General features: G+C 68.6%; 28 protein-coding genes. 16 read left to right on the forward strand and 12 right to left on the reverse strand.

Annotated elements, in window-relative coordinates:
- Positions 1 to 218: 218 nt before the first annotated feature.
- Positions 219 to 671 (reverse strand): MarR family winged helix-turn-helix transcriptional regulator, encoded by a 453-nt coding sequence (locus ED92_RS39350; protein ID WP_052121305.1) that lies wholly within the window; start codon positions 669 to 671, stop codon positions 219 to 221.
- A gap of 228 nt (positions 672 to 899) precedes the next feature.
- On the opposite strand from ED92_RS39350, the gene ED92_RS39355 reads away from it, so the two are divergent.
- The 6 genes from ED92_RS39355 (at position 900) to ED92_RS39380 (ending at position 7,123) form a co-directional block, all read left to right on the forward strand.
- Positions 900 to 1,814, forward strand: coding sequence for a zinc-binding dehydrogenase (locus ED92_RS39355; protein ID WP_037347707.1), 915 nt, complete (start codon positions 900 to 902; stop codon positions 1,812 to 1,814).
- 40 nt (positions 1,815 to 1,854) lie between these two features.
- Positions 1,855 to 2,832: a zinc-binding dehydrogenase gene (locus ED92_RS39360; protein ID WP_037347708.1), complete on the forward strand. Its 978-nt coding sequence runs from the start codon at positions 1,855 to 1,857 to the stop codon at positions 2,830 to 2,832.
- Positions 2,833 to 2,901: 69 nt separating this feature from the next.
- Entirely contained in the window at positions 2,902 to 3,405 is a 504-nt protein-coding gene (locus ED92_RS39365) for a flavin reductase family protein (protein WP_037347710.1), read from the forward strand.
- Positions 3,406 to 3,424: 19 nt separating this feature from the next.
- A complete protein-coding gene (locus ED92_RS39370; protein ID WP_037347712.1) occupies positions 3,425 to 4,480 on the forward strand; it encodes an LLM class flavin-dependent oxidoreductase in 1,056 nt (351 codons plus the stop codon).
- A gap of 14 nt (positions 4,481 to 4,494) precedes the next feature.
- Entirely contained in the window at positions 4,495 to 5,517 is a 1,023-nt protein-coding gene (locus tag ED92_RS39375; RefSeq protein ID WP_052121283.1) for a methyltransferase, read from the forward strand.
- Entirely contained in the window at positions 5,507 to 7,123 is a 1,617-nt protein-coding gene (locus ED92_RS39380; RefSeq protein WP_037347713.1) for an FAD-dependent monooxygenase, read from the forward strand. The genes ED92_RS39375 and ED92_RS39380 overlap by 11 nt, the downstream gene beginning before the upstream one ends.
- Before the next feature lie 128 nt (positions 7,124 to 7,251).
- Here ED92_RS39380 and ED92_RS39385 read toward each other — a convergent pair whose 3' ends face one another.
- Together ED92_RS39385 and ED92_RS39390 are read right to left on the reverse strand one after the other, a co-directional pair.
- Positions 7,252 to 8,820, reverse strand: a complete 1,569-nt coding sequence (locus tag ED92_RS39385; RefSeq protein WP_037347714.1) for an FAD-dependent monooxygenase — start codon at positions 8,818 to 8,820, stop codon at positions 7,252 to 7,254.
- Between the two features lie 44 nt (positions 8,821 to 8,864).
- Positions 8,865 to 10,316 carry a DHA2 family efflux MFS transporter permease subunit gene (locus tag ED92_RS39390; RefSeq protein ID WP_037347717.1) on the reverse strand — a complete coding sequence of 484 codons (1,452 nt, stop codon included), beginning with the start codon at positions 10,314 to 10,316 and terminating at the stop codon, positions 8,865 to 8,867.
- A 277-nt stretch (positions 10,317 to 10,593) separates the two neighbouring features.
- Here ED92_RS39390 and ED92_RS39395 point away from each other — a divergent pair, with 277 nt between their 5' ends.
- The gene (locus ED92_RS39395) at positions 10,594 to 11,652 is read left to right on the forward strand and encodes a methyltransferase (protein ID WP_052121286.1); all 1,059 of its coding nucleotides are present in this window, start codon (positions 10,594 to 10,596) and stop codon (positions 11,650 to 11,652) included.
- Positions 11,653 to 11,865: 213 nt separating this feature from the next.
- On the opposite strand, the gene ED92_RS39400 is transcribed toward ED92_RS39395, so the two are convergent.
- Positions 11,866 to 12,276 carry a MarR family transcriptional regulator gene (locus ED92_RS39400; RefSeq protein ID WP_037347720.1) on the reverse strand — a complete coding sequence of 137 codons (411 nt, stop codon included), beginning with the start codon at positions 12,274 to 12,276 and terminating at the stop codon, positions 11,866 to 11,868.
- An 87-nt stretch (positions 12,277 to 12,363) separates the two neighbouring features.
- Here ED92_RS39400 and ED92_RS39405 point away from each other — a divergent pair, with 87 nt between their 5' ends.
- The 4 genes from ED92_RS39405 to ED92_RS39420 all read left to right on the forward strand — a co-directional run bounded on the left by ED92_RS39405 (position 12,364) and on the right by ED92_RS39420 (position 15,553).
- Complete coding sequence (locus ED92_RS39405; RefSeq protein WP_255355417.1) at positions 12,364 to 13,440, forward strand: substrate-binding domain-containing protein; 1,077 nt, start codon at positions 12,364 to 12,366, stop codon at positions 13,438 to 13,440.
- 83 nt (positions 13,441 to 13,523) lie between these two features.
- Positions 13,524 to 14,033 carry an AmiS/UreI family transporter gene (locus ED92_RS39410; RefSeq protein WP_037347723.1) on the forward strand — a complete coding sequence of 170 codons (510 nt, stop codon included), beginning with the start codon at positions 13,524 to 13,526 and terminating at the stop codon, positions 14,031 to 14,033.
- Positions 14,034 to 14,060: 27 nt separating this feature from the next.
- Positions 14,061 to 15,059 carry an aliphatic amidase gene (locus ED92_RS39415; protein WP_037347725.1) on the forward strand — a complete coding sequence of 333 codons (999 nt, stop codon included), beginning with the start codon at positions 14,061 to 14,063 and terminating at the stop codon, positions 15,057 to 15,059.
- 29 nt (positions 15,060 to 15,088) lie between these two features.
- A complete protein-coding gene (locus tag ED92_RS39420; RefSeq protein WP_037347726.1) occupies positions 15,089 to 15,553 on the forward strand; it encodes an SRPBCC family protein in 465 nt (154 codons plus the stop codon).
- Here ED92_RS39420 and ED92_RS39425 read toward each other — a convergent pair.
- A complete protein-coding gene (locus ED92_RS39425; RefSeq protein ID WP_037347875.1) occupies positions 15,493 to 16,908 on the reverse strand; it encodes an MFS transporter in 1,416 nt (471 codons plus the stop codon). The genes ED92_RS39420 and ED92_RS39425 overlap by 61 nt on opposite strands.
- Before the next feature lie 127 nt (positions 16,909 to 17,035).
- On the opposite strand from ED92_RS39425, the gene ED92_RS39430 reads away from it, so the two are divergent.
- Both ED92_RS39430 and ED92_RS39435 read left to right on the forward strand, forming a co-directional pair.
- Complete coding sequence (locus ED92_RS39430) at positions 17,036 to 17,464, forward strand: helix-turn-helix domain-containing protein (protein ID WP_037347728.1); 429 nt, start codon at positions 17,036 to 17,038, stop codon at positions 17,462 to 17,464.
- Positions 17,465 to 17,472: 8 nt separating this feature from the next.
- Entirely contained in the window at positions 17,473 to 18,447 is a 975-nt protein-coding gene (locus tag ED92_RS39435) for an ROK family transcriptional regulator (protein ID WP_037347730.1), read from the forward strand.
- Here ED92_RS39435 and ED92_RS39440 read toward each other — a convergent pair.
- The 5 genes from ED92_RS39440 to ligD (ED92_RS39460) all read right to left on the reverse strand — a co-directional run bounded on the left by ED92_RS39440 (position 18,425) and on the right by ligD (ED92_RS39460) (position 23,188).
- Positions 18,425 to 19,813, reverse strand: a complete 1,389-nt coding sequence (locus tag ED92_RS39440) for an amino acid permease (protein ID WP_037347732.1) — start codon at positions 19,811 to 19,813, stop codon at positions 18,425 to 18,427. The two genes, ED92_RS39435 and ED92_RS39440, sit on opposite strands and share 23 nt — an antisense overlap.
- A gap of 32 nt (positions 19,814 to 19,845) precedes the next feature.
- Positions 19,846 to 21,210 carry an aminotransferase class V-fold PLP-dependent enzyme gene (locus ED92_RS39445; protein ID WP_037347734.1) on the reverse strand — a complete coding sequence of 455 codons (1,365 nt, stop codon included), beginning with the start codon at positions 21,208 to 21,210 and terminating at the stop codon, positions 19,846 to 19,848.
- An 85-nt stretch (positions 21,211 to 21,295) separates the two neighbouring features.
- A complete protein-coding gene (locus ED92_RS39450; protein ID WP_152611166.1) occupies positions 21,296 to 21,823 on the reverse strand; it encodes a MarR family winged helix-turn-helix transcriptional regulator in 528 nt (175 codons plus the stop codon).
- A gap of 114 nt (positions 21,824 to 21,937) precedes the next feature.
- Entirely contained in the window at positions 21,938 to 22,210 is a 273-nt protein-coding gene (locus ED92_RS39455) for a hypothetical protein (RefSeq protein ID WP_037347736.1), read from the reverse strand.
- Positions 22,211 to 22,270: 60 nt separating this feature from the next.
- On the reverse strand, positions 22,271 to 23,188 hold the full coding sequence (gene ligD / locus ED92_RS39460) for a non-homologous end-joining DNA ligase (protein ID WP_037347739.1): 918 nt from the start codon (positions 23,186 to 23,188) through the stop codon (positions 22,271 to 22,273).
- Positions 23,189 to 23,234: 46 nt separating this feature from the next.
- Here ligD (ED92_RS39460) and ligD (ED92_RS39465) point away from each other — a divergent pair, with 46 nt between their 5' ends.
- Positions 23,235 to 24,200, forward strand: coding sequence for a non-homologous end-joining DNA ligase (gene ligD, locus ED92_RS39465; protein WP_037347740.1), 966 nt, complete (start codon positions 23,235 to 23,237; stop codon positions 24,198 to 24,200).
- Here ligD (ED92_RS39465) and ED92_RS39470 read toward each other — a convergent pair.
- Both ED92_RS39470 and ED92_RS39475 read right to left on the reverse strand, forming a co-directional pair.
- Positions 24,178 to 24,573 (reverse strand): VOC family protein, encoded by a 396-nt coding sequence (locus ED92_RS39470; protein ID WP_037347742.1) that lies wholly within the window; start codon positions 24,571 to 24,573, stop codon positions 24,178 to 24,180. The genes ligD (ED92_RS39465) and ED92_RS39470 overlap by 23 nt on opposite strands.
- Entirely contained in the window at positions 24,570 to 25,412 is an 843-nt protein-coding gene (locus ED92_RS39475) for a sigma-70 family RNA polymerase sigma factor (protein WP_037347744.1), read from the reverse strand. Before ED92_RS39475 ends, ED92_RS39470 begins: the two co-directional genes overlap by 4 nt.
- Positions 25,413 to 25,515: 103 nt before the next feature.
- On the opposite strand from ED92_RS39475, the gene ED92_RS39480 reads away from it, so the two are divergent.
- Positions 25,516 to 25,932, forward strand: a complete 417-nt coding sequence (locus tag ED92_RS39480) for a VOC family protein (protein ID WP_235213510.1) — start codon at positions 25,516 to 25,518, stop codon at positions 25,930 to 25,932.
- Between the two features lie 142 nt (positions 25,933 to 26,074).
- Entirely contained in the window at positions 26,075 to 26,890 is an 816-nt protein-coding gene (locus ED92_RS39485; RefSeq protein WP_037347749.1) for a DUF4097 family beta strand repeat-containing protein, read from the forward strand.
- Positions 26,891 to 26,904 lie beyond the last annotated feature (14 nt).

Below are 26,904 nucleotides of genomic sequence, written 5' to 3' on the forward strand. Positions count from 1 at the left end.
GGGGATCTCACAAGAAAATTCGACCCATTCGGCCCAACCCCGGGGCAACTGAGCAGGTGAATACACTCAGAGTGACGTCCCCTTACTCCAGCGAGAATCCAGTGCCGCTCCAAATCGCCTCGCCAACGGCCCGTGACGCGCCGAGAACGCCCGCATCGCCGCACACCCGATTGGTTCGGTCGTGGAGCGCGCCGAAACAACTCCCGCGCACGGTCCGCTCAGCCGGTGACCGCGTTGGCGTCGTAGCGCAGCCGCGCCACCACCGACGCGGTCCGGCTCTCGAAGGCGGCCACGTCCAGCGCCTTGGTCAACTCGACGCTGAAGGTCTCGAGAGCGCGCTCCACCCGGTCCCGTCCCGCCTCGGTGATCGCGCAGAACACGCCGCGCCGGTCGTACTCGCAGACCACCCGCTCGACCAGGTTCTTCGCCTCCAGCCTGGCGGTCAGCCTGCTCATCGAGGACTGGTTGAGGCCGATCGCTTCGGCGAGTTCCTGCACCCTGGCCCCACGCGGATTGCCGTCCCTCAGTGTCATCAGGGACAGGACCTCGGACATCCCGATGCCGTGTTCCTGAGTCAGCTGCTTGTCCAGCGCCTGGCCGACCTGGTTGGTCAGCGCCGTCAGCTGGCACCACAGCTCGACCCCGTCCCGCTGCCGGCGGTTCATCACCATGTCGCATCCTTCCGTCCTGCCTTCGAGGATACCCGGGTTCGGCTCCGCGAAGTGCATGCACATGCAATCGAATTCTCTCGGCCAGGCCGCCGCGACGTCGTTTCTTACAACAGGGACAAGGAAAACTTCCTCGGAGTTCGCTCCCTATTCGCATGCGCGAGCAGAGGTGTGATTTCCGCTCTACCGCGACTGGAGCGCCGGTGTCCCCGGACCGGCTAGAGCTTAAGCATGAAATCACTGGTCACCACCGGAAACCCGGGGGAGCTCGCCCTGGCCGATCGCCCCGAACCGGCGCAGCCGGACGATCACGCGCTGATCGAGGTGCGCGCCGCGGGCGTCAACCGGGGCGAGCTGGCCCTCACCACCGTTCTGCCCGCTGGTTCGCCACTCGGCTGGGATGTCTACGGCACCGTGCTGCGCGCGGCGCCGGACGGTACCGGACCGGCGGAGGGCACCGCCGTGGTCGGCCTCGCGGACCGTGACGGCTGGGCCGAACGCGCCGTGATCCCGGTCGACCGGCTCGCGGCGGTGCCGGACCCCCTCGGCAGGTCCGCCGCCGCGATCCCGGTCGCCGGGCTCACCGCGTTGTACGCGATACGCGCAAGTGGCTCACTGCTCGGCCGCACGGTGCTGATCACCGGGGCGGGCGGCGGGGTGGGCAGATTCGCGGTGCAACTGGCCGCGATCGCGGGCGCCCGGGTACTGGCTTCGACCAGCTCGGCTCGCCGCGCCGACGGCTTGACGGACCTCGGCGCCGCCGAGGTCCTCGGCTACCGGAACCCGCCGGACGAGCCCATCGACGTGCTGCTGGACGGCGCGGGCGGTGAAGTACTCGGCACCGCCTACAGCCGGGTGGCGGCGGGCGGCTCGGTGATCTGCTACGGCAACACCGCACGTGAGGAACTACGGCTGCCCGCCGACTGGGGACACGCACGGCCCGGCGTGACGCTTCACTATCTGTTCCTGTTCCGGGAACTCGCCGCCCAACCCGTCGCGCGCGACCTCGCCTACCTGGTCGGTTTGGCCGCCGGGCGCGAACTAGACCCGCAGATCGCCACCACGGTCTCGTGGACCGAAGCCGGCAGCGCGCTGCACGCGCTGCACAACCGTGAACTGAACGGAAAAGCTCTGCTCACCCTGTGACCGGTGCGGCGCCGCGGCGCCCACGACGAGAGGAGTCTCCATGCGCGTTGTTCGTTACCATGAACACGGCGGACCGGACGTGCTGCGGATCGAGGAAGCCGACGTCCCCACCCCCGGCGACGGCCAGGTGCTTCTGCGGACCGAGGCGATCGGGGTGAATTTCATCGCCACCGAACTACGCCGGGGCAGCGAGTTCTTCCCGAGCCGGCTGCCGGCGATCCCACTCGGCGATGTCGTCGGCACGGTCGAAGCGGTGACCAGCGGGGTGACCACGGTCTCGGTAGGCGACCGAGTCGCGGCGTGGGGGGTGAAGGAGGCCTACGCCGACTACGTCGTCGCGGACTCCGCCTGGCTGCGTCCGCTGCCCGCCTCGATCGACGCGGGCGCGGCGAGCGCCCTGGCGTCTCCGGCACAGGTCGCCTACAACATCCTCCGTGTCGGGAGACTTTCACCGGGCGAGACGGTGATGGTGCACGCCGCCGCGGGCTCGATCGGCCACCTCGCGGTACAGCTGGCCAAGCTCGAGGGTGCGGGCACGGTGATCGCGACCGCGGGCTCGCCCGCGAAGCTGGAATTCGCCCGCTCGCTGGGCGCGGACGTCGTGGTCGACTACCGCGAACCAACGTGGCCGGACGCGGTACGGGCGGCGGTCGGTGATCGCGGCGTCGACGTGGTGCTGGACAGTGTGGAGGGCACGGTCTTCCAGCCGAGCCTCGAGCTGCTCGCTCCGTTCGGCCGGTTGGTCTACTACGGCTTCGCCGGCGCGTCCGGGGAGACCGCGCGCGCGTCCATGGTGGACCTGTTCGGAATCAAGTACGTCGTCGGCACGTCGTTCGACCAATGGGTGACGCACCGCCCCGAGGAGGCCGAAGCAGGCCTCATCAAGCTCATCGAGTTGGTACGAACAGGAAAGCTGCGTACCGCCGTGCACGCGACGCTTCCGCTCACCGACGCGGCCAAGGCGCATCAGATCCTCGAGAACCGAGAACAGCTCGGCCGGGTACTGCTGGTCCCGTGAACCGCTAAAGGGCGGTTCCAGTGACGTTGTACGGGCTCCGCCCATGCTGGAACGGCAGGAGGGAAGCGGATGCCGATCGACGAGAACGAGTTCAGGACGCTGTTCGCCGCGGTGCCCGCGACGGTCGCCGTGATCACCGCGGTGGACCTCCGCGGACGGCCGCACGGCCTGACGAGTACCACGATCTGCGCACTGGCAAAGGATCCCCCGCTGCTCGCGGTCAGTGTCGACGAGCGGTCGAACACGCTAAGGGCGATCCGGGAAGCCGGTGGTTTCGCGGTGAACTTCCTGGCAGGCGGCCGGGACCTGCTGGCCGGGGCGTTCGCCACGAAGAGTCCGGATAAGTTCGCCGGCCTGCGCATCCGGCCGTCGGCGGCCGGTCGCGGCGCCCCGATCCTCGTCGACGACTGCTTCGCCCATGCCGAATGCGTGGTGTGGCAGGAGGTCAAGGCGGGCGACCACGCGCTGGTCCTCGGCCGGATCGAGGCGACCGCCCGGTATCCCGGAAAGCCGCTGCTCTACCACGACCGGGGCTTCCTCACCGCGACCACATCCACCCTGGGTGTCCATTGACCGACCACTAAGGACAGACATGAAGTTCGGTATCAACCTTTTCCCCACCGTGGGCGAGGACGAGAAGCCCGCCGACCGCTACTTCCAGGAGGCACTCGAACTGACCGAGCTCGCCGAGCGGCTCGGCTTTCATCATGTCAAGACGGTGGAGCACTACTTCACCGGCTACGGCGGCTACAGCCCGGATCCGGTCACCTTCCTCGCCGCCGCGGCCGCGCGGACCAGCAAGATCCGGCTGGTCACCGGCGCGGTGCTGCCTGCTTTCACCCACCCGATCAAGCTGGCCGGGAAGCTGGCCATGCTGGACAACATCTCCCTCGGCCGCTTGGACGTCGGTTTCGGGCGCGCTTTCCTGCCGGACGAGTTCGCGGCCTACGAGGTGTCCATGGACGAGAGCAGGCCGCGGTTCGACGAGGGCATCGCCGCCTGCCGCTTGCTGTGGACGGAGAAGGACGTCATCTGGAACGGCACCTTCCACCGGTTCGGCCCGCTCACGATGCTGCCGCGTCCCTACCAGCGCCCGCACCCCCGGATACTGGTCACTTCGGCGGTCACGCCGGAGACGTGTGCCGCGGCGGGTCGCGCAGGCTACGGATTGATGCTGGTGCCCGCGATCAACAAACGCGAAAAGCTGCAGGACATGCTCACGCTGTACCGCAAGGAAGCCGCCGAAGCCGGTTACGAACCAGTCGACGAGGACATCCACATGTCCTACAACTGCTATCTGGCACCGGACGGAGAAGTAGCGCGCACCCTCGGCCGCACCTATTCGGAGAACACCAACCGGAAACTGGTCGCGGCGGTCGAGTCCTGGACGCACACGCGCAGCGACCAGTACCAAGGCTACGAAAAGATAGTGGAGAACGTACGCAACAGTGACTTCACGAAACACCTCACGGACAACAAAGTCCTGGTCGGTTCCCCGGACGAGGTGATCCAGCGGCTGGAGACGATCCGCGGCTGGTTCGGCGACATCACCATCAGCCTGCAGGTCATCACCGGCAACATGCCGTTCGCCGAGTCGGTACGGACCATGGAACTGTTCGCCGACCACGTGCTGCCACATTTCTCCTGAGCGAAGGGAAAACGATGTCCGCACCAACGCTCGACCTGTTCCGGGCCGCCGATATCCTCACCCCATGGGCGGTCCGGGTCGCCGCCACCCTGCGGATCGCCGACCACCTCGCGGCGGGGCGTACCCGGCTGCCGGATCTCGCCGAGGCCGCGGGTGCCGACACGGACGCGCTCGGCCGGTTGTTGCGGCACCTCGCCCGGCAGGGTGTGTTCGCCGAACCGAGCGAAGGAGTCTTCGCGCTGACCGAAAGTGCCGAGCCGCTCCGGACGGACCATCCGGGCAGCTGGCGTGCGCGCCTCGATCTGACAGGCATCGGAGGACGGATCGACGGCGCGTTCGCCGGCCTGCTGCACTCGGTGCGTACCGGGGAACCGGGTTACTCCTCCGTTTTCGGGCGATCGTTCTGGGCGGACGCCGCCGACCCGTCGATCATCCCGTCCTTCGACGCCATCATGTCCGGTCACGACTACTGGTTCCACGAGGTGGCCGAAGGATATGACTGGGCCGGAGTGTCCACTGTGGTCGACGTGGGTGGCGGGGCGGGCGGGCTACTGACCGAGATCCTGTCCCGCTTCCCCCGTCTCTCCGGGACCGTGTTCGACCTGCCCGCGACCGTCGTCGAGGCGAAGAAGGTGTTGGAAGAAGCCGGTCTCACTGGCAGAGCCACCACCTATGGCGGCGACTTCTTCGAACCGTTGCCTCCAGGGGCGGACGTGTACCTGCTCTCCAATGTGCTCCACGACTGGAGCGACCCGGACGCGCGGCGAATCCTCCGCCGGTGCGCGGAAGCCGCGGGCAGGGATGGCCGGGTGCTGATCGCGGACCGGGTCGTCGACGACCGGGCCGACCAGTCCGTCACCGCGATGGACCTGCGGGTACTGGTGCTGATGGGTGGGCGGGAACGCACCGAGGCGGCCTGGCGTGCACTCGCTGGTTCCGCCGGCCTCACGGTCGGCAAAGTCGTACGTCGTGACCGTGGCGTAACGCTGCTCGACTGCGCGCTCGACGACCGGGCGAGGATCGACGATGTCGGCTGAACGGGTACCGGTGCTGATCGCCGGCGGCGGATTGGCCGGGCTCAGCACCGCGGTCTTCCTCGGTCTTCGCGGAGTCCCCGCGCTGGTATGCGAACGGCACCGGTCGACCTATACCGGGGTCAAGGCCCAGGGCCAGTTCATCCACGCGATGGAAGCTCTGCGGGTCGCCGGGGTCGCCGATCGGCTGCACGCCATGACGGCGAGACGTAACAAGGACTTCCACATGGTGATCGCGGACAGTCTGCGAGGACCGGTGCGGAAGGACTTCAGTGCCCCGGCGGACGCCCTGAAACACCTCTCACCGGAGGACTGGGGACAGGCGAGCCAAGCCCAGTGCGAAGAGATCCTCGCCGTCCGGGCCGGAGAACTCGGCGCGGACGTGCGCTTCGGCACCGAGTTGCGCTCGTTCGTCCAGAACCGGGACGAAGTCGTCGCGGTGATCAGGGACCTGAAGACCGGTACCGATCGCACCGTGTACGCCGACTACCTGATCGGCGCGGACGGCTGGCGCGGTGCGGTGCGGAAGACCCTCGGTGTCGGCACGCACGGGCGGGGGGAGGTGGGTGCCGTGATACGGGTGCTGTTCGACGCGGACCTCACCGGCGTTCTCGACCAGCGGGACGGGCTGACCGACGGCAGGCAGTTCGCCGCTTTCCATCTGACCACGCGGCATGGCCCGATCGTCTTCTTCACCACCGACGTCCCCGGCAGGTACGGCGTCTTCTACAACATGACCCCCGAGTTGGCCGATCTCACCACCCGCGCCCCCGGCGACGTCGCCGGACTGCTCAGCGCCGATCTGGGGTTGGCCGGACGCGAGCCGGCCGTGGTCGAATGCGCCGAAACCTCGATCACCTGTGCGGTGGCCGATCGGTTCGCCGACGGCCGTGTACTGCTGGTCGGCGACGCGGCGAAGGTGATGCCACCGACTGGCGGACTCGGTGGCAACACCGCGATCATGGACGGCTTCTACCTCGGCTGGAAACTGGCCGCGGTGCTGCACGGCCAAGCGGGCGACGGCTTGCTGGACAGTCACGACACGGAACGCCGTCCTGTCGCCGACCTGCTGGCCGAGCAGCAGTACGCCAACCTTGTTCAGCGGCTGCGGCCGGACCTCGCGGCCGACGACGTCCCCGACCAGCTGCCCTTGCCCATGCTGATCTTCGGCTACCGGTATCCCGTCGGGGCGATCGTGGCGGAGCCGGGCGACGACGGGGAGATCGTGGAGGATCCGGCCGCCCCCTCCGGCAGGCCGGGATCGCGTGCCCCGTATGTCCCGCTGACCACCAGCGACGGCGAACCGACGTCCACTTCGGCCCTTTTCGGCTCCGCGTTCGTCCTGCTCACCTCCGATCCCAGCGGCTCGTGGCCGTCGGCCGCGGCCGAGGTCGCGGCCGGGCTGGGAGTCGAGGTGAACGTGCACCGGATCGGCGAGCACGGCGACCTGCGAGACCCGGGCGGGCTCTGGGAGAAGCTCTACGGGGTGACCGCGCCCGGTGCGGTCCTCGTGCGGCCGGACCGGTTCATCGCCTGGCGCTCGCCGCGGGCCGCCGACGCGGACGACCTGGCCTCGGCCCTCGCCGCCATTCTCCATCGCACTCCCTGAGCCACCGGACCGTATCCGGCGGATCATGTTCGTGATCCGCGAAGAAGCAAGGCAAAGGTGTCGAGGTCGCAACCCGCCTGCCCGGCTCCCGGGCGAGGCGCTCGGACCTCGACACCTCCACCTGCCTCTCACCGGGTTCTGGCGAGCAGAGCACGTAACTCGGGTTCCGGGTCCTGATCGCCGTCGGCGGACCGCCAGCCGACCACTCCGTCCGGCCGCACGAGCGCCGCGCCGCGCTCGGTGATGCCGTACCGGGCGAGAAACCGGCCGTCGGTGTCCGCCAGTCCCGCCCGCTGTCCGATGTGGACGACCCGGAGATCCACGCCGAGCCGCTCCGCCGCGGCACGGGTCGCGTTCGCGACCCGCTCGGCCCGCTCGCCGGCCAGCAAGGTGAACCGGCGGCCGAACAGGTCCATCGTCGACTTGACACCGGGGTCTCCGGCGACCGGGACGTGGGGCGCCCTGGTCCCAGGGCGGCCGCTGGGTTTCTCGTCGTAACCCTGGTCGGCTTCCGGCCTCTCCCGCACGGCGGACGACGCGTACTTGTACCCGAAGACCAGGCTGAAATTGCTCATCAGCGGAACTGACGGGCCTTGTCCGAGCCGGTTCCGGTACCGGGCCACCGCCTGGTTCACCGTGGTTTCCGCGACCGGCCGCCGTTCGGCCTCGTAACTGTCCAGTAAGTCCGGCCCGGCGCTTCCACGCAACACCTGGGCGAGCTTCCAGGACAGATTGAAGGCGTCCTGGATTCCCGTGTTCGCCCCGAACGCGCCCATCGTCGGCATGACGTGCGCGGCGTCTCCCGCCAGCAGCACACGGCCTTGCCGGTAACGGTCGGCCACCCTGGCGGCGACCTCCCAGTACAAGGTGCTCAGCAGGCGGACCGGGAGTTCGGGCACCCCGAACGCGGAGCGAACCAGCTCGGTGCACCGGCCGTCGGAAAGCCGCGCCCCGGCCTCATCGTCCGGTTCGAAAACCGTGGCCAGTGCCCATTGATCGTGATAACGCGCGAGAAAGCCCTTGACCCGCGGACCGTCCAAAAAGCACACCGGCGGAATTCGCCTGCCCAGTTCGTCGTCCACGTCGGCCTGGAACAGGATGCTCACCCACGGCGAGATCGTGCCGAAACCGTGCATGCCGATACCCAGCCGATCCCGGACCGGGCTCCGTCCACCGTCCGCGGCGATCAGGTAGTCGGCGTGGATCACTCGTCGCAGGCCGGTGCTCTCGTCGCGCACCACGGCTCGCACCCCGTCCGGTTCTTCACTCCAGGAAACCATTCGGGTGCCGAACCGGACGTCCGCACCGAGTTCCGCCGCCCGGTCGAGAAGGATCGGTTCCAATCGGCTCTGCGCGATCAATACCTTACGTTCCCACAGATTCTCGAACAGGTCCTCGACCTGGTCACCCTCCTCCCGGCCCATGCCGATCTCGGCACCGGTGAGGCTGGTGAACCGCCGGGGCACCCCGCCGTCGACCGGGAGCTCCTCACGCCGGACCGCCGCACCGATCCCGGCGAGGCGGAAGATCTCGGTGGTGCGCGGGTTGTAGGACAGCGCCCTCGGATGGATCGAAGTGCCCGGGTGACGTTCGACCAGGATCGACGAAATTCCCTGCCACGAAAGCAACATCGAAGCGGCGAGACCGGTCAGCCCGCCACCGGCGATCAGCACTTGGGTCTGGTCATCGGATGTCATACCGAAATGCTGCCGGTGGCGGGACGAGCGGTGCTGGAACGCCGCTATGCCGTGGCGGGAGCCGCTTCCTCGACGGGAACCCGGAACGGGCCGGGAAGGCATACGGACGCGATCGCCGCCACCACACTGAAACCGACCACCAGCCAGTAGGTGTCACCGAAGGCGATCACCGAGGTCGTGCTGCCGCCGCGCTGCAGCAGCACGGCGGCGGCCGCGATACCGACCGCACCACCGAGCTGGTTCAGAATGAACAGGCCGCCGGTGGCCCGGGCAGCCGCCTCCGGGGCGACCGCCCGGTACATGAACGCCATGGTCGGCGGGATCGTCGCGCCGACCCCGAACCCGGCGAGCGCGATTCCGATCGCCAGCACCACCTGGTTGCTGTCCGAGCCGAGCTGTGTGTAGAGCAGCGTGCCGAGTGCCGCTATCAGCATGGCGATCGGCGAAGTCACCCTCGGCGTGTAGGTGGCCCCGAGGCGCACCGCGATCATCGTGCCGAGCGCGCTGAACGCCAGCGGGATGAGCAGCAGCCCGGCGTGCACGGCGCCGAATCCGCGAATCTGCTGGTAATAGAGCGGCGTCAGGAACAGCAGAATGTTCGCGACCGCACCGATCGGGAACATCACCGCGACCGCCATGGTGAAGCCGCGCCGGGCGAAGAGCCGGACATCGATCAACGGCGTGATCCTGCCGCGCAGCGCGTGTGCCAGGTAGGCCAACAGGAACACCGCGCCCAGAATCAGGGTCACGACCACCTTCGCCGAGCCGAAACCACCCTCGTGCGCCGCGGTGGACAACGCGTACACCAAGGCCGCGAATCCGGGCGAGAGCAACAGCAGGCCGAGCAGATCCAGCTTGTGGCCTGCCGAATCGCCGTCGGTGTCGGCGGGCACGGCCTTGATCGCGAACAACAGGGCGAAGACGCCGATCGGCAGGTTGATCAGGAACATCCACCGCCAGCTGACCTGATCCACCAGCAAACCACCGAGCAGCGGGCCGAGCACGGGCCCGACGGTGAGCGGGATCGAGATCAGCCCCATGGCCTTGGCGACCCGGTGCGGGCCGGCCGCGCGAGCCAGGACCGCCTGCACCACCGGGACGATCATGCCACCGCCGAGTCCTTGCACCACCCGGAACGCGATGAGGCTTTCCACGGACCAGGCCATCCCGCACAGCGCCGAACCGAGTACGAAGAGGCTGACCGAGACGAGCCACATCCGCTTGCCACCGAACCGGTCGACCGCCCAGCCGGAGAGCGGGATCGCCACCGAGACGGCGAGAAGATAGCCGGCGGTGACCCACTGAATGGTGGACAGCGGTGACGCGAACTCCGCGGTGAGGGTCTTGATACCGACGTTGACGATCGTCTCGTCCAGCAACGCCAGCAACATACCCAGCAGCAGAACGATGGCCATCCTGATGAATGAGGCATCCAGCCCGTCCGGCGGACCGGACTCGGTGGTGCCGATGTCGGTACTGATGTCGCTGTTCGTCATATCCAACCGCCAAGGAACGTCGGGAATCTACGGAACACGTCGGGGTCGAGCCCCCTCACCCGCACTCTACTGCATGCACATGCAGCTAGTTAAGCGCTGTGCAAACTCGGTGTCGAACGTATTTTCACCCATTTGCAAGAACAAGCCCGTCATCCGATCGCTCAGTAGATGCATGCGCATGGAGTTGAATCGAATGGAGCAGCCCTCGCCGTGCTCCACCGGGACTCCAGCGGGCCGGGTCAGGATGACCCTCGACGCTGCCGGACAAGGAGAGACGATGCGCCTGAACGCACATACCGGGGTGGAACCGCTGACACCCGCACCGCTGATGCAGATCGCCGACGGTTTCCGGATCGCCAAGGTGTTGGCCGTCGCGCTCGAATTGGAGATCTTCGCCAATCTGAGGGACGGCGGCACCACCACGGCCGAGGAGTTCTCCGAGCGCTACCGGATCCACCGGCGTCCGGCACGGATGTTGCTCGCCGCGTGCGCCTCGCTCGGTCTGCTCGACCGCGTCGACGGCCGGTATCGCAATTCCGCGATCTCCGAAGAGTTCCTGGTACCCGGTAAGCGCTATTACTTCGGCGACCTGGTGCGGTTCACCGATCGCCGGGAGTACGGCGCGTGGGATCGGCTGGAATGGGCGATCCGCAACAACCGGCCCACGACCTGGGACCCGGACTCGACCGAGGAGACCGATCTGTTCTCCGGAGACGGCGCCATGCTCGACATGTTCTGGAGCATGCTGTCCTCCGGCGCCATGTACACCGCCCGTTCGCTCGCCGCGTCATTCGACTTCCGCCCGTACGACCGGCTGCTCGACGTCGGCGGCGCGGCGGGCGCGTTCTGCATCGAACTGTGCTCTCACTACTCGCGGTTGGAGGCGACCGTCTACGACCTCGAGTTCGTCTGCGAGGGTGCGCGGAAGGCGATCTCCGAAGCCGGGCTCTCCGATCGAATCGACACCCACGCCGGCGACTTCTTCCAGCAGGAACTGCCGAGCGGATACGACCTCATGCTGCTGTCCAACGTGCTGCACGACTGGGGCGAGGGGGACAACCGGAAGCTGCTCGGAAAGTGCCACGCCGCGTTGGCGGACGGCGGCACCCTGCTCATCGCCGAGTCGTTCGTGAACGACGACGAAACCGGTCCGGTGGCGGGCGCGATCAGCAGTCTGAACATGCTGATCGAGACGACGGAGGGCCAGAACTACACTCGCGCCGAATACACCGCCTGGCTGACCGAAGCAGGCTTCATCGACGTCCGTACCGCCGGCTTGATCATCGACGCCCCCGGCGCGAACGGGTTGCTGGTCGCCCAAAAAGGTGGAAAGTGAGGGCACCGCGGCGACCTTGTCCTCGACCAGGCTTCGACGAAGAGATCGAGGTCATGGCGCCTTCTTTCCCCGCGAAGTAGTCCATCCGCGGCCGGGGTGACAGCGGGACTCGGTGTTCTCGCCCTGCTGGTCGCCCCGGTCCTCGGCATCGTCACGCCGACGAAGGCGAAAGCACCGGCACGGTCGATGCCGTACCCGCCGCACGGCTGACCTTCAGCCGCCGAGACCCCGCAGCGCCACGAGCACTTCGTCCGGCACGTCGAGCCGGGCTTCGGCCTCGGAGACCTTCGCGGCCACGCGCCGGTACGTCGCCCGGCCACGGGCGCTGAGGTGGACGAGCACGCGGCGCCTGTCGGCGGCGTCGACCTCGCGGTAGGCCTGCGCGGTGGTCACCAGTTTGTCCACCACCCTGGTCAACGTCGGGGCGGTGGCCAGCGTCCGGTCGGCGAGGTCGGCCATGGCGAGACCGCCCTTGCCGTTCAGCGCGTCCAGCACCAGCCACTGGTCCAAGGTGAGGCCTTCCTTGGCGAGCACCTGCTCGACCCTGGCGGCGACGGCCCGGGCGGCGCGGGTGAGTGAGCCGGTGAGCGACGTTCCGGCGGTCGTGACGCCGTGTGTCCCCATATCCCGTCCCCTTGCCAAAACCGGACACCCTCGCGATACTTCCAGGTGAAAGCACTTCGACCTTACCGGGCCACCGCACGGAGCGCCATGCCCCTACGCCTCGCCACCCGGCCCCGCGACCACACCTGGCGTGTGGCCATGGTGGTCCCGTTGCAGGGGCCCGCCGGGCTGTTCGGCCCCTCGTGCGAGGCGATCACGGAGCTGGCCGTCCACGAACTCAACGATTCCGGCGGCATCCTCGGCAGGCAGGTCGAGGCCGAGGTGGTCGACGGCGGCGGCAGTCCCGCGCGGGTAGCCGAGGACTTGCGGCGTCTCGTCGACAACGGACAGGTCGACGCGGTGAGCGGCTGGCACATCTCATCGGTCCGGCACGCGCTCGCGCCGGTCGCGGCGGACAGGATCCCGTACGTGTACACCTCGCTCTACGAAGGCGGCGAACGCCGCTCGGGCATCTTCTGCACGGGCGAGACACCGCGGTGCCAGATCGAGCCGGCACTGCGGTGGCTGCGCGATCACCTCGGCACCCGGCGCTGGTTCGTCGTCGGCGACGACTACGTCTGGCCTCACCGGTCGACCCGCGCGATCCGGCAGTACGCCAAGGATCTCGACCTGCGTATCACCGGCGAGGCGTTCGTCGGGCTCGGCGCGGGCGACATGTCCACAGTGGTCCGCAAGATCGGACAGTCCACAAGCGACGGTGTGCTCATGTTGCTGGTCGGGCAGGACGCGGTGCGCTTCAACCGCGCCTTCGCCGCGCACGGGCTCAGCGATCGGCTGGTCCGGTTCAGTCCGCTCATGGAGGAGAACATGCTCCTGGCGAGCGGCGCGAACGCCACCGGCAACCTCTACGTCTCCGCCGCCTACTTCCGGTCCATGGTCACCGCCGACGCGATGGACCTGCTCGGCCGCTACGTCGACCGCAACGGTCCCGGCGCCCCGGCCCTGAACAACGCCGCCGAATCCTGTTACGAGGGGCTGCACACGCTGGCGGAACTCGTCCGCCGGGCGGGGACGTCGGAGCTGCCCGCGCTCAACGCGGCGATCGACGGCGTCGCCTATCACGGCCCTCGCGGCACGGTCGAATTCCGCGGGCGGCAGGCCGATCAGCACGTCCATCTCGCGGTCGCCGACGGCTACGACTTCGAAGTCCTCACCCGGCTCTGAAATCCGCCCCTTGACTCGCCCCGGCACACCACATACTTTCATTTGAAATTATTCCATGTGACGTCGATTACGCGGAGGTGAGCGTGGGCAACGTGGGCCTGCTCTACGTCGGCGCCGCTCTGATGATCAACGGCCTGATGCTGCTCGGCCGGGTACCGCCGCGGTCGGCGGCGGTGCTGAACCTGTTCGTCGGCGCACTCCAATGCGTCACCCCGACCGTGCTGATCGTGCAGGCTGGCGGCGACCGGGACGCGATCCTCGCCGCGTCCGGCCTGTACCTGTTCGGTTTCACCTACCTGTACGTCGGCATCGCGAACCTCGCGGACCTCGCACCCGAAGGCATCGGCTGGTTCTCGCTCTTCGTGGCGGGTGCGGCCGTGGTGTACGCGTGCATCGCCTTCTGGCACGACGGCGATCCGGTGTTCGGGGTCATCTGGCTGTCCTGGGCGCTGCTGTGGACCTTGTTCTTCCTGGTTCTCGGCCTCGGAAAAGAACATCTGACGCGGTTCACCGGCTGGACCGCCCTGCTGCTCAGCCAGCCGACGTGCACGGTGCCCGCCTTCCTCGGCCTCACCGGCGTTTACCCGTCCTGAAAAACCGTTCGGAGAAAAGGAGTCTTCATGCGACACGGTGACATTGCCGCCAGCCCGGACACGGTCGGCGTCGCGGTGGTCAACTACAAGATGCCGAGGCTGCACACCAAGGCCGAAGTCCTCGCCAACGCCCGCAAGATCGCCGAAATGGTGGTGGGCATGAAATCCGGCCTTCCCGGCATGGACCTCGTGGTGTTCCCGGAGTACTCCACGCAGGGCATCATGTACGACCCGAAGGAAATGTACGAGACCGCCGCGACGATTCCCGGCGAGGAGACCGAGATCTTCGCCGCCGCGTGCCGTGAGGCCCAGACGTGGGGCGTCTTCTCCATCACCGGCGAGCGGCACGAAGACCACCCCAACAAGCCGCCGTACAACACGCTCGTGCTCATCAACGACCGCGGCGAGATCGTCCAGAAATACCGCAAGATCCTGCCCTGGTGCCCGATCGAAGGCTGGTACCCCGGCGAGGACACCTACGTCAGCGACGGCCCCAAAGGGCTGAAGATCTCGCTGATCATCTGCGACGACGGGAATTACCCGGAGATCTGGCGCGACTGCGCGATGAAGGGCGCCGAACTGATCGTGCGCTGCCAGGGCTACATGTACCCGGCCAAGGAACAGCAGATCCTGATCGCCAAGGCGATGGCGTGGGCCAACAACTGTTACGTGGCCGTGGCGAACGCCGCCGGTTTCGACGGCGTGTACTCGTATTTCGGCCATTCCGCGATCATCGGCTTCGACGGGCGCACGCTCGGCGAGACCGGCGAAGAGGAATACGGGATCCAGTACGCGCAGCTTTCGGTTTCGGCGATCCGTGACGCGCGGACTTACGACCAGTCGCAGAACCACATCTTCAAACTGCTGCACCGCGGGTACACCGGCGTGCAGGACGCGGACGAAGGCGACAAGGGCGTGGCGGACTGCCCGTTCGACTTCTACAAGCTCTGGGTCACCGACGCCAAGAAGGCGCAGGAAAAGGTGGAGTCGATCACCCGCGACACCATCACTCCTCGGCATCCCTGACGAGGTGTGACGGGCCCTAGACTCGGCCCATGGACAGGATCGACAGCGGCAGCCGGACGATCGCCGCCCCGCCCGAGACCGTCTACCAGGCACTCCTCGACCGGGAGTCGCTCGAAGCCTGGCTGCCGCCCGAAGGGATGCGCGGCCGGATCGAGCACTGGGATCCGCGGCCCGGCGGCGGTTTCCGGATGACCCTCACCTACCTCGACGCGTCCGCCGCGCCCGGCAAATCGTCGGACGCGACGGACGTCGTCGAGGTCGGGTTCGCCGACCTGGTGCCCGCGGAACGCGTGGTGCACAAGGCCGTCTTCGAATCCGAAGACCCGGCGTTCGCGGGCACCATGACGATGACCTGGGACCTGGCCGCCGCGGGTGACGGCACCGAAGTGACCGTCACCGCGACGGACGTGCCGTCCGGCATCGGCCAGGCCGATCACGAGGCCGGGATCGCCTCCTCGCTGGCCAACCTGGCTTCCTTCGCCGAGACGCGCTGACGGCCGGACGCGATGATGATCGCGGCGAGCACGGCCATCACCAGCGGCACGACCAGCGCCGCCCGGTATCCGCCGAGCGCCGCCTCGGGTGAACCACCCGCGCCGAGCGCGGCGACGTTGACGGCGGTCACCGCGGACAGCCCGAGCGCCGCGCCGAACTGGAACGCCGTGTACAGCAGACCACCCGCGAGCCCCTGTTCGTCCTCGGCGATCCCGTCGGTGGCGACGATCGTCAGCGGACCGTAGGCGAGCGCGAAGCCCAGCCCCAGGATGATCATCGACGGGAACATCGCCGCGTACGTCCAGTCCATGCCCAGCGGCAGGAACAGCGCGTAGGACACGGCCGCGAGCACGAACCCGCCGAAGATCAGCCGCGTGTTGCCGAACCTCGCCACCAGCCGCGGGGTGAGCGTCGGCGCGAGGATCGCGTCGATCCCGACCGCGAGCAGCGCCAGGCTCGTCTCCAGCGTCGACCAGCCCCGGAGTTCCTGCAGGTACAGCGTGACCAGGAACTGGAACCCGAAGAACGAACCCGCGAACAGCAGGGCGCTGACGTTCGCCCGCACCAGCGGCCCCGACCTCAGGATGCCGAGGCGCACCAGCGGCGCGGGCGAGCGGCGTTCGACGGACACGAAGGCCATCAGCGCGGCCACTCCCCCGGCGAACGAGGCCACGGTCCAGCCCCAGCCTCGCCCTGGGTGTTCCAACCGGACCACGGCGTAGGCGATCAGCAGCATCGCCGTCGTGACGGTGACCGCTCCGGCGAAGTCCAGGCGACGCGGGCCGCGTTCGTCGCGAGCGGGTTCCTTGATCAGCCAGAGCGCGGCGAGCAGGATGATCGCGGACAGGATCACCGGCGTGAAGAACACCCAGCGCCAGTCGATCCTGGCCAGCAGGCCGCCGATGACGAGGCCGAGCGAGAAACCGCCCGCCCCGGTGCCGGCGTAGAACAGCAGGGCCTTGTTGCGTTTCGGGCCCTCTTCGAAGCTCGTGGTGATGATGGACAGGCCAGCCGGGGTCATGAAGGCCGCGGCGACGCCGGTGACGAACCGGGCGAGCAGCAGCATCCAGCCTTCGGTGGCGAAACCGCCCAGCCCGGAGAAGACGAGGAACACCACCAGCCAGCCGACGAACATGCGGCGGCGGCCGTACAGGTCGGCGGCGCGCCCGCCCAGCAGCATGAATCCGCCGTAACCGAGCACGTAGGCGCTCACCACGCCGCTCAGCGTCGCGGTCGACAGGCCGAGTTCGGCCCGGATGGACGGCAGCGCCACGTTCAGCATCGCGACGTCGATGCCCTCCAGGAAGATGGCGCCGCACAGCACCAGGAGCACGCCCCAGGCCCGCCCGCCCATCCGGTCGGCGCGCGGAAGCGTTTGCGAGTTGCTCAAGATCGGATCTCCCTCAGTGAACGGGAACCGACGGTTACTCATCAGCCGGTCGGTTCCCTCTTGTAACCAAGGGGATCTTCCGTCACTATCGATGACCGTGGAAGAAGGCACTTTGAACTCACCTAGTCGTTGTGAACTCACCGAAGGGGACTACGAGGCCTTCCAGTGGGACACGCGTGAGGACTGCGAGGTCCGCCAGATCCTGGACCGGGTGGCGGACAAGTGGTCGCTACTGGTGATCGCGCTGCTCGACCGCAACACCCTGCGGTTCACCGAGCTCAAGTACAAGATCGACGGCATCAGCCAGCGCATGCTCACCACCACGCTGCGCCACCTGGAGCGCGACGGGCTGGTGAACCGGACCGTCTATCCGGTGGTGCCGCCCCGGGTCGAGTACGCGCTGACGCCGCTGGGCATGACGCTGCACCAGACCATCCAGTCGCTGGTCACCTGGACCGAGGACCACCAGAGCGAAATCGCCCTCGCGCGCGCCCAGTACGACAAACGCGTCACCACCTAGGGAGTCGCATGGCCAGGCTGTCCGGAGGGGATCCGTCACTGCTGCGGCGGCTCAACGCCATCGCCGTCCTGCGCGCGCTGTACGCGGCGGAGGAGCTCACTCTCGCGGAGCTGGTCAAGGCGAGCGAGGTCTCCCGGCCGACCGTCGAGGAGATCGCCGCGGACCTCGGCGAACAGGGCCTGGTCGAGGAGGTCCCGCTCTCCCCCGGCGCGCCGCGGCCGCGGGGCAGACCCGCCAAGCGATACCGGTTCCGCCAGGAGTCCGGGCACGTCGCCGGCCTCGAGATCGGCCCGCATCAGGCGTTGTGCCTGGTCGCCGACCTGCGGGGCGACGTCGTCGGACGGGCGAGGGCCGGGCTCACCCCGGAAACGGCCGCAGCGGACCGGCTCGGCGCCGCGCACCGGGTGCTCGGCACGGCCGTCGAGGGCCACGCCAACGTGCGGATGCTCGGCGTCGGCACCACCGGCGTGGTGTCCGGCGGCAAGGTCGTCCACAACTACCGGCTTCCCGGCTGGACCGGCGTCGACCTGCCCGCGGAGTTCGCCGGCGGCTGCCCGGTGCTGGCCGGGAACGACACCGACCTCGCGACCTTGGCCGAACACTGGCGCGGCGCCGCGCACGGCCTCGACGACGTCGTCTACGTGCGGGCCGGGACCGCCGTCTCGCTGGGCCTGCTGCTCGGCGGGAAACCGCACGCGGGCCACCACGGCGCGGCGGGCGAGATCGGTGCCCTGCGGCAGGCGGACGGCTTCGTCGAGCTCGTCGCCGCCACGGTCCTCGCCGTCGACCCCGAGCTGGTGGTGATCGGCGGCCCGGACGACCTGTTGACGGCGAGGCTGCGCGCCGAACTGGCCCGCCTGGCGCTGTTCCCGGTACGCGTCGCGACGTCGGCGCTCGGCGAAGACGCGGTCGCGCTCGGCGCGGTCCGGCTGGCGCTGAGCCGGGTGGAGCGCGAGTTGTTCAGCGTCGCGGACGTCGCCTGAGCAGGCTGATCGCCACGATCAGCACGGCCACCGCGCCACTGGTGAACAGCTGCGTCCGCGCGTCGGCGTCCGTCCACATGAGAACGAGGACGCCCGCCATGGCCAGCAGCGCGACCCAGCTGAGCCACGGGAAACCCCACATCCGCACCGGCAGATCGGCGGCCGTGCCGTCGCGTTCCGCCGCCTTCCGCAGCCGCAGCTGGGAGACGGCGACGAAGATCCAGACCAGCAGGATGTTCGCCCCGATGGCGTTGAGCAGGAACGGAAGCACGTGTTCGGGGGCGAGGAAGTTCAGCAACACGGCCACGAAACCGAAGGCCACCGACGCGAGCACCGCCGTCCGCGGGACGCCCGCGCCGGACAGTTTCAGCATCGCGCGCGGCGCTTCACCGCGTTCGGCCAAGGAGAACACCATCCGCGAGGCGCCGTAGAGGTTCGCGTTGAGCGCCGAGAGCAACGACGTCAGCACGACGAAACTCATCAGCAACGCCGCCGACGGCACCCCGACCTTGTCCAGAATGGTGACGAAGGGGCTGGTGTTGGCCGAAGCGGATTCCCACGGCAGCAACAACACCATCAGCGCAACGGAACCGATGTAGAACAGCAGCAGCCGCACGATGACCGTGCGCGTGGTGCGGCGGATCGAACCGGCCGGATCGTCGGACTCCGCGGCCGCGATGGTCACCAGTTCCATACCGCCGAAGGAGAACGCGACCGCGAGCAGACCGGTCAGCACGCCTTGGAGGCCGTTGGGCAGGAAACCGCCGTGCCCGGTGAGATTGCTCAGCCCGACCGGCGTCGTCCCCGGCAGGATCCCGAACACCGCCAGCGTGCCGAGCACGAGGAAGGCGACCACGGCGGTCACCTTGATCGCGCCGAACCAGAACTCGAATTCCCCGAACGAGCGCACGGCGAACAGGTTCACCACGGTCAGCACCGCCATGAACAGCAGCACCCAGGTCCACTGGGGCACCCCGGGCAGCAACCCGTTCGCGATCCCGGCCGCCGCGGTGGCCTCGGCGGCGACCACGACCACCAGCAGCGACCAGTACAGCCAGCCGACGGTGAACCCGGCCCAGCGGCCGAGCGCCTTCTCCGCGTACACCGAGAACGAACCGCTGCTCGGCTCGGCGGCCGCCATCTCGCCCAGCATGCGCATCACGAGCACCATGAGCAGGCCCGCGACCACATAGGACAGCAGGATGCCGGGGCCGGCGGTCTTGATCCCCGCGCCGGTGCCGACGAACAGCCCGGCGCCGATCGCCCCGCTGATGGCCAGCATGGTGACGTGCCGCCGCCGGAACCCGGTGCCCAGCGATTTCGTCTCGATCGCGGTCACGGGTTCGGCGGGACCTGGTGCGGGCATGGTGGATCCATTCGTCTGCGGTACTGGCGAGCTCAACCGCGGGACAACTCTTCCAGCCGTTCGTGCAGCCGGTCGACGTGGTCCTCGCTTTCGGGCTTCATCAGCACGCTACGCAGGATCCTCGTGCCGTCCGCATCCGCGTCGACCCCGGTGTGACGCAGACCGAACTGCGCCTCGCCGATCCGCAGCGTGCTGAGGAACACCGGCTCCCTGGCCGCGGCCATGCCGGTGCGCAGGATCCGCGCGCTCTCCTCGTCGATCCTCGACAGCGAAAGCGGCTCCGTCCGGGGGAAGTAGGTGACGATGTCGAGTTCCGGTGGCTGGTACAGGTCGAACCGCTCGGAGTCCTCCAGCAGCTTCGCCCACCGCAACGCCGCGCGGCGCCCGGCCGCGAGCACCCGGCCCAGTCCGTCGGGGGTGGGCGGCAGGACGCGGAAGGTGAGCCACAACGCGGCGGCCGCCGCACCCGCCCGGGAGCATTCGAGGCTGATCTCGCCGAGATGCAGCTCTTCCGAGGTGAAGTAGGTGTACGGCGAATCGTGCAGGAAGAACCGGCCCACCCCGGGGTCCTTGAACAGCACCGCGCCGCAGCCGTAGGGCTGGAGGCCGTGCTTGTGCGGATCGATGACGATCGAGTCGGCCTCGGCGATGGCCAGCCACGGGGCCTCGGGCAGCCCCTCGGGACCGTCCAAACCGGACAGAAGCCGGAAGAATCCCCCGTAGGCGGCGTCGACGTGCACCCGGACGCCGTAGCGCTCGCGCAACGTCAGCGCTTCGTGGATCGGCTCCACCGTGCCCAGCGCGGTCGTCCCGGCGGTGAGGACGACGGTGCCGATCTTCCCGGTGCGCAGCAGATCTTCGAGCGCGTCGAGGTCCATGGCGCCGCGTGCGTCGACGGGAACCGTATGTCCCTCGACACCGAGGACGCCGCACATCCGTCCGTGCGTGTAGTGCGCCTCGGCGCTGTACGCGATCCCCTTGCCCGGATGCGTTTCCCGCGCGACGAACAGCGCCTCGAGGTTCGCGATCGTGCCGCTGGTGGTCAGATGCCCCAGATGTTCCGGGTAGCCGAACATCGTGGCCAGTGCCTGGACGACCTCGCGTTCCATCTCGGCCGTCGCGGGACCGCCGTCGAGCGCGTGGTTGTTGGGGTTGACCAGCATCGCGGTCAGGTAGCCGACCACGGCCGCCGGATGCGGCGGTTTGAGCATCTGGCCGGCGTAGGACGGGTGGAAGAACGGGTAATTGTCCTTCAGCCGCTCGGTGAGCTCCTCGAACGCTGTCTCGAACCGCCCGTCGGAGATTTCCAGCGACGGATGCGGCCGGACGGGGGTGAACGTCTCCGCCCACGCCTCGTTCGACGTCAACGCCTGCCCGAGCCAGTACCGGAAGTCCATCAAGGGCGCCCTTCGCTTCGTTCGGCTCCAAAAAACGTAGGAGTCGCCGGAGGTCCCGCGCAACCGTCTTCGGTAGGGGCCGGCTCTACCGGGCCCGCCGCTCTTCGCCCTTCTCCTCCAGCTGCCGGACGATCTCCCGCAGCGAAGCGGCCAGCTCGGTGCACTTCTCGGAGCTGAGCCGTTCGGTGACGAACGCTTCCTCCTGGTTGAACTCCGGGAAGAGCTCCCGCATCAGCCGCTCGCCCTCCGGGGTCAGCGCGAGCAGCACCAGCCGCCCGTCGACGGGGTGTTTGCGCCGGGTGACCAGGCCGTGCGCCTCCAGGGTCTTCATGACCCCGGTCAGCGTCCCCTTGGTGATCCCGGACTCCGCGGCGACGTGCCTGGTCTCCTTCTCGCCGAAGATCCACACCACCCAGAGCACCACGAACGCGGTCCAGGTGAGGCCCGCGGTGCGCAGGACCGAGTTCTCGAAATGCAGCCGGACCGCGGTCGCGGCGCGGTGAAGGTTCGCCACCGCCTCCATCCGCTCCCACAGCAGCGGGATACCGCCCAGTTTGGCCCGGACGGCGTTCTCGGTCTCGGCCAGCGTGTGATACCCGGTCAACAGCCACATCCTCACCGGTCCCGGAGGCACCAGCCCGGTGGGCGCGCACCCCCGCGCACCCGCTCCGCAGATCGTATGCGGAACGGGCGGGAGTCCACAGTGGTCTTTCCGGGTTGCTCTTCGCTAAGCGGCGGGCGCCAAGGGCTCCAGCAGATCCTGTCCTGTTTCGGACAATTTCGCGGGTACCCGGCTGCCGGGAACGCCACCGTCCGGCATCCGGATCAGGCCGGCGTGGGCGAGGCGGTGGGCCGTGCTCTGGTCACTGCACGGCAGGCCGTCGACGTAGAGATCGGGCTCCAGGCTGATGGTGATTTCGGCCCTGCCCTGTGCCACGGCTCGCAGCATGGCCAGGGCTCGCGCCGACCAGCCTTCGGGGTCTTTGGTGTGTTCGGTCATTCGGGGTCACTCCTCTGACCTGAGGTTTTCCCGATGGCCGCGGTTCAAACATGACTCCGGTCACCGTGGGGGCACGGCCGCGCGATGCTCCGCGATGTCGCCGAATAGGTCGCCCATCTCCTCGACGCGTTCGAGCACCTGCTCGGCGGTGAACAGCAGGTCGGCGGCCTTGCGGCAGGCTTCGACCTCCTCCCAGGTCACCGGCGTGGACACGGTCGGGACGGCCCGGCCGCGCAGCGAGTACGGCGCGATGGTGGTCTTGGCGGTGTTGTTCTGGCTCCAGTCGATGAACACACGGCCGGGGCGGATGGCCTTCGTCATCTTGGCGACGATGGTTTCCGGTGACCGGCGCGCGAGTTCCTCCGCGACGGCCTTGGCGTACTCGGAGGTGCGTTCGTCGGAGCGCGTGCGCACCGGGCAGTACAACTGCATTCCCTTGTTGCCGCTGGTCTTCGCGTACACCGTGAGACCGTCCCCGATGAGCAGGTCGCTGAGCGTCTCGGCCACCCGGCAACAGTCGACGACGTCCGCGGGCGGCCCGGGATCGAGATCGAACACCAGCAGATCGGGTGATTTCCGGGCGCCACGCGGGCCGACCGTCCACTGTGGAACGTGCAGTTCCAGCGCGGCGAGATTGGCCGCCCACATCAGCGTCGGGAGGTCGCCGACCACCGGGTAGTCGAGCGTCTCCTCCCCGCCCCGGCGGCCGCGGTTGGTGAGCCGCGCGGTGCGCACCCAGTCGGGCGCGTGCCGGGAAACGTTCTTCTCGTAGAACGGTTCGCCGTCGACACCGTCGGGGAACCGGCGGAAGGTGGCGGCGCGGTCACGCAGATGCGGGAGCATCACCGGGGCTATCCGGCGGTAGTAGTCGAGGACCTCGCGTTTGGTGAAACCGTGCGCGGGATAGAGCACCTTGTCCAGATTGGACAGCCCCAGCCGCCGACCCTCGACCTCGACCGTTATCCGCTCCTCAGGCACCCTTCGACGATAGATCACCGGCGGGGTTTCCGGGGTACCGTGAGGCATGAGCACCGTGCCGGACGCGATCGCCCCGATGCTGGCGACCGACGGCGACCTGCCCACCGGCGGGTGGGCCTACGAATACAAATGGGACGGCTACCGCTGTTGCCTGCGGGTCGCGCGCGACGGCGAAACGCGTCTGACCAGCCGCCGCGGGCTCGACATCACGGCGACGTACCCGGATGTCACCGGCGAAGCGCTCGACGGTCGCGAAGCCGTCCTCGACGGCGAGATCGTCGTGCTCGACGAACAGGGCAGACCCAGCTTCCCGCTGTTGCAGACCCGGCACCTGCGCACGCCGGACGCGTCGCTGCTGGAACGCAGCCCGGTGCACTTCTTCGCCTTCGACGTGCTGCTTCTCGACGGCGACGTCCTGCTCGACGAGCCGTACGAGGCCCGGCGCGAGGTGCTGACCTCCTTGGGTGCCGGCGGCCGCATCGCCATCCCACCGGGGTACACCGACCAGGACATCTCACCCGACCAGCTGCTCGACGTCGTCCGGCAGCACGGGCTCGAAGGTTTGATCGCGAAGAAGCTCGACAGCCGCTACTACCCCGGCAAGCGGACGCGGCAGTGGATCAAACGAGCGCTGTGGCACACCCAAGAGGTCGTGATCGGCGGCTGGCGTCCCGGCGACGGACGGCGTTCGGGGACGCTCGGCGCGCTGCTGCTCGGCGCCCATGACGACGCCGGGGACCTGCGGTACATCGGCGACGTCGGGACCGGGTTCAGCGACAAGGTCCTCGAAGACCTGCATGCCCGGCTCACTCCGCTGGAGCGGAAGAAGCCGCCCTTCGCCTCGGAGGTCCCGCGCGATCGGGCGCGGCGCGTGCACTGGGTGGAGCCGGAACTCGTCGGCGAGGTCGTGCACCGGAACTGGACCCCGGACGGCCGTCTGCGGCATACGACGTGGCGGGGGTTGCGGGCGGACAAGACGCCCGAGGACGTCAAGCTTCCCTGCTCTGGATGAAGCGCAGCAGATTGCCGGAAGGGTCGAGGAAGGCGCAATCGCGTACTCCTCCTGGCCGGTCGATCGGTTCCTGCATCACTTCGGCGCCCGCGGCCTCGATGCGCTCGAAGGTGCCGTCGCAGTCGTCGGTCGTGAAGACGAGCCGGTTCAGCAAGGCTTTGGACATCAGGTCCTCGATCGCGGACCGGTCGGCCGGTGAGGCACCACGGTCCGCGTCGGGTGGTTCGAGGACGATCCGCACGTCTGGCTGCGAAGGCGGCCCGACGCTCACCGGCCCGTCACTCCACACGGTGAAACCGAGCACGTCACGATAGAAGCCGAGCGCGCCGCCGAGATCGTGGACGGCGAGCGTGCACGAGAAGAACCGGATCATTTGGCACTGAGGAAGGCGATTTCGAGACCGCGGAGGCGTTCCGGGTCGGTGTCGATGTCGATCCTGGTGATCTTCCCGTCGTGAACGCTGAACGTGAAGACGGCCTTCGCCTGGCCGCGATGCGACCAGACGGCCGAAGGATCCCCGCCGACCAGGGCCAGCCGGGCCGCCTCCGCGCGTCCGGAGAAGAAGGCCGCGACCGCGTGGCCGCCCCGGACCTCGCCGACCACGGCGTCCGGGTCGAGCACTTCGAGCAGGGCTTCGAAGTCACCGTTCCGGGCGGCGGCGAGGAAGGCGGCGATGACCTCCCGCTTCGGGGATCGCGCGGCGTCCGTCTCGTCGGAAGCGGTCTGCACCCGGCGTCTGGCCCGGCTCGCGAGCTGCCGGGCCGCCGCCGGTGAACGGCCGAGGACGGTGCCGATCTCGCCGAACGACACGGCGAACACGTCGTGCAGGACGAACGCGAGCCGCTCGGCGGGGTTCAGCTTGTCCAGCACCACCATCAGCGCGACACCGACCGAATCGGCCAGCAGCGCCTCGTCCTCCGGGTCTTCCTTGGCGACGTCCGGCAGGCCGGGCTCGGGCGGCATCGCCCCCGCGGACTCCTCCCGTCTGGCACGGCGCGATTCCAGCATGTTCAGGCAGACCCTGGCGACGACCGTCGTCAGCCAGCCCGCCGGATTCTCGATGTCGTCGGTGTCCGCGCGGCTGACCCGCAGCCACGCCTCCTGCACCGCGTCCTCGGCCTCCCCCGGCGAGCCGAGTATCCGGTAGGCCACCGCCCGCAAGCGACCTTGATGCTCGGCGAACCGCTCGCTCACCCAATCCTGCTCGGCCATCTGTCACATTCCTCCGTCCGGGTCTGTCACAGCGAATGACCGGCGAACCCGTCCCGATGTGACATCGCCGGTCCGACCACCCGTATCGAATCCCCAGGAGACCATGATGAAAGCGCACGTCAGCTCGATCCTCCTCGGCGTCAAGGACCTGGCCACGTCCAAGGCGTTCTACACCGAGGGGCTCGGCTGGAAGATCAAGGACGACTACGGCGTCTCGGTGTTCTTCGAGCCGGACGGCGGCTCGCGGGTCGGCTTCTACGGCCGCGAAGGCCTCGCGGGCCAGGTGGGCACGAGCCCGGAAGGCAGTGGTTTCAGCGGGCTCGTCCTCACCTACGTCGTCCGCAGCGAGGCACGCGTCGACGAGATCGGCGCAGAGGCCGAGAAGGCGGGTGCCACGATCCTGAAGCCCGCGGGTGCCCTGCCGTGGGGCGGGTACGGCGGCACCTTCGCGGACCTGGACGGCTACATCTGGAGCATCGGCTACAGCGCGAAGGGCACGGATCAGCCGTACGCGGAGTGATCTTCCCGTGAGCTCTGGGCCCCTCGTGTTCTCGCGAGGGGCCCGGTGTCTCCGGCGTGTCAGCGCCGTGGCGGTCCGGTGTCAGCCGGGTCGGCGATCGTTGCTTCAACAACGAGAGATCACCACCACCAAGGAGTTCGAGATGTCCGTCTTCCCCACCCCGCAGCCGATCGCCGCCACCCTGACCGTCGCCGGCGCCCGGGTTCGCCTTACCGCGAGCGACCGCACCGACACGGTGGTGCTGGTCGAGCCGATCGACGCCACGAGCAAGTCGGACGTGAAGGTCGCCGAGAACACCAAGGTCGGCTTCGACGGCGGAAAGCTGTCGATCGAGACGAAGAAGGCCGGCGGCAAGAACGGCTCGGTCGCGATCACGATCGAGGTGCCCACCGGTTCCGGGCTGGTCCTGAACACGGCTTGGTCGGATGTCGAGGCCGACGGCCGGTTCGGTGACTGCGCACTGGAGATGTCGTCGGGCCAGGCCCGGATCGAGCGCGTCGCGGCGGTGCGGGGCAACCTCGCGGCCGGCGACATCGCGATCGGGCACGTCGCCGGGACCGTGGACCTCGACGGCGGCTCGGCCGGCGTCCGGATCGGCGAGGTCGAAGGAACCGTGAAGTACTCGGGCGCCACCGGGAAGGTCTGGATCGGGCACGCCCGGTCCGACGTCGAACTTTCCGGCTCCAGCGGCAGTTTCGACATCGACCGCGCCGACGGCGACATCGTCGCGAAGGCCGCGAACTGCCCGATCCGCATCGGACGGCTGTCGCGCGGCGAGGCCGAACTGGTGAACGCGTCCGGCGGCATCGAGGTCGGCGTCGACGGGGACACCGCGTCGGTGGATGCCAAGAGCACCAAGGGATCCGTGCGCAACTCCGTCGCGACCGACAGCGAGGCGGGGGTCAAGGTTTACGCCCGGACGCGGCTGGACGACATCGTCATTCACCGCGCCGCGTGATCCCGGCCGGGTCG

It is taken from the genome of Amycolatopsis sp. MJM2582, assembly GCF_000754115.1.
GTDB classification, from domain to species: domain Bacteria; phylum Actinomycetota; class Actinomycetes; order Mycobacteriales; family Pseudonocardiaceae; genus Amycolatopsis; species Amycolatopsis japonica.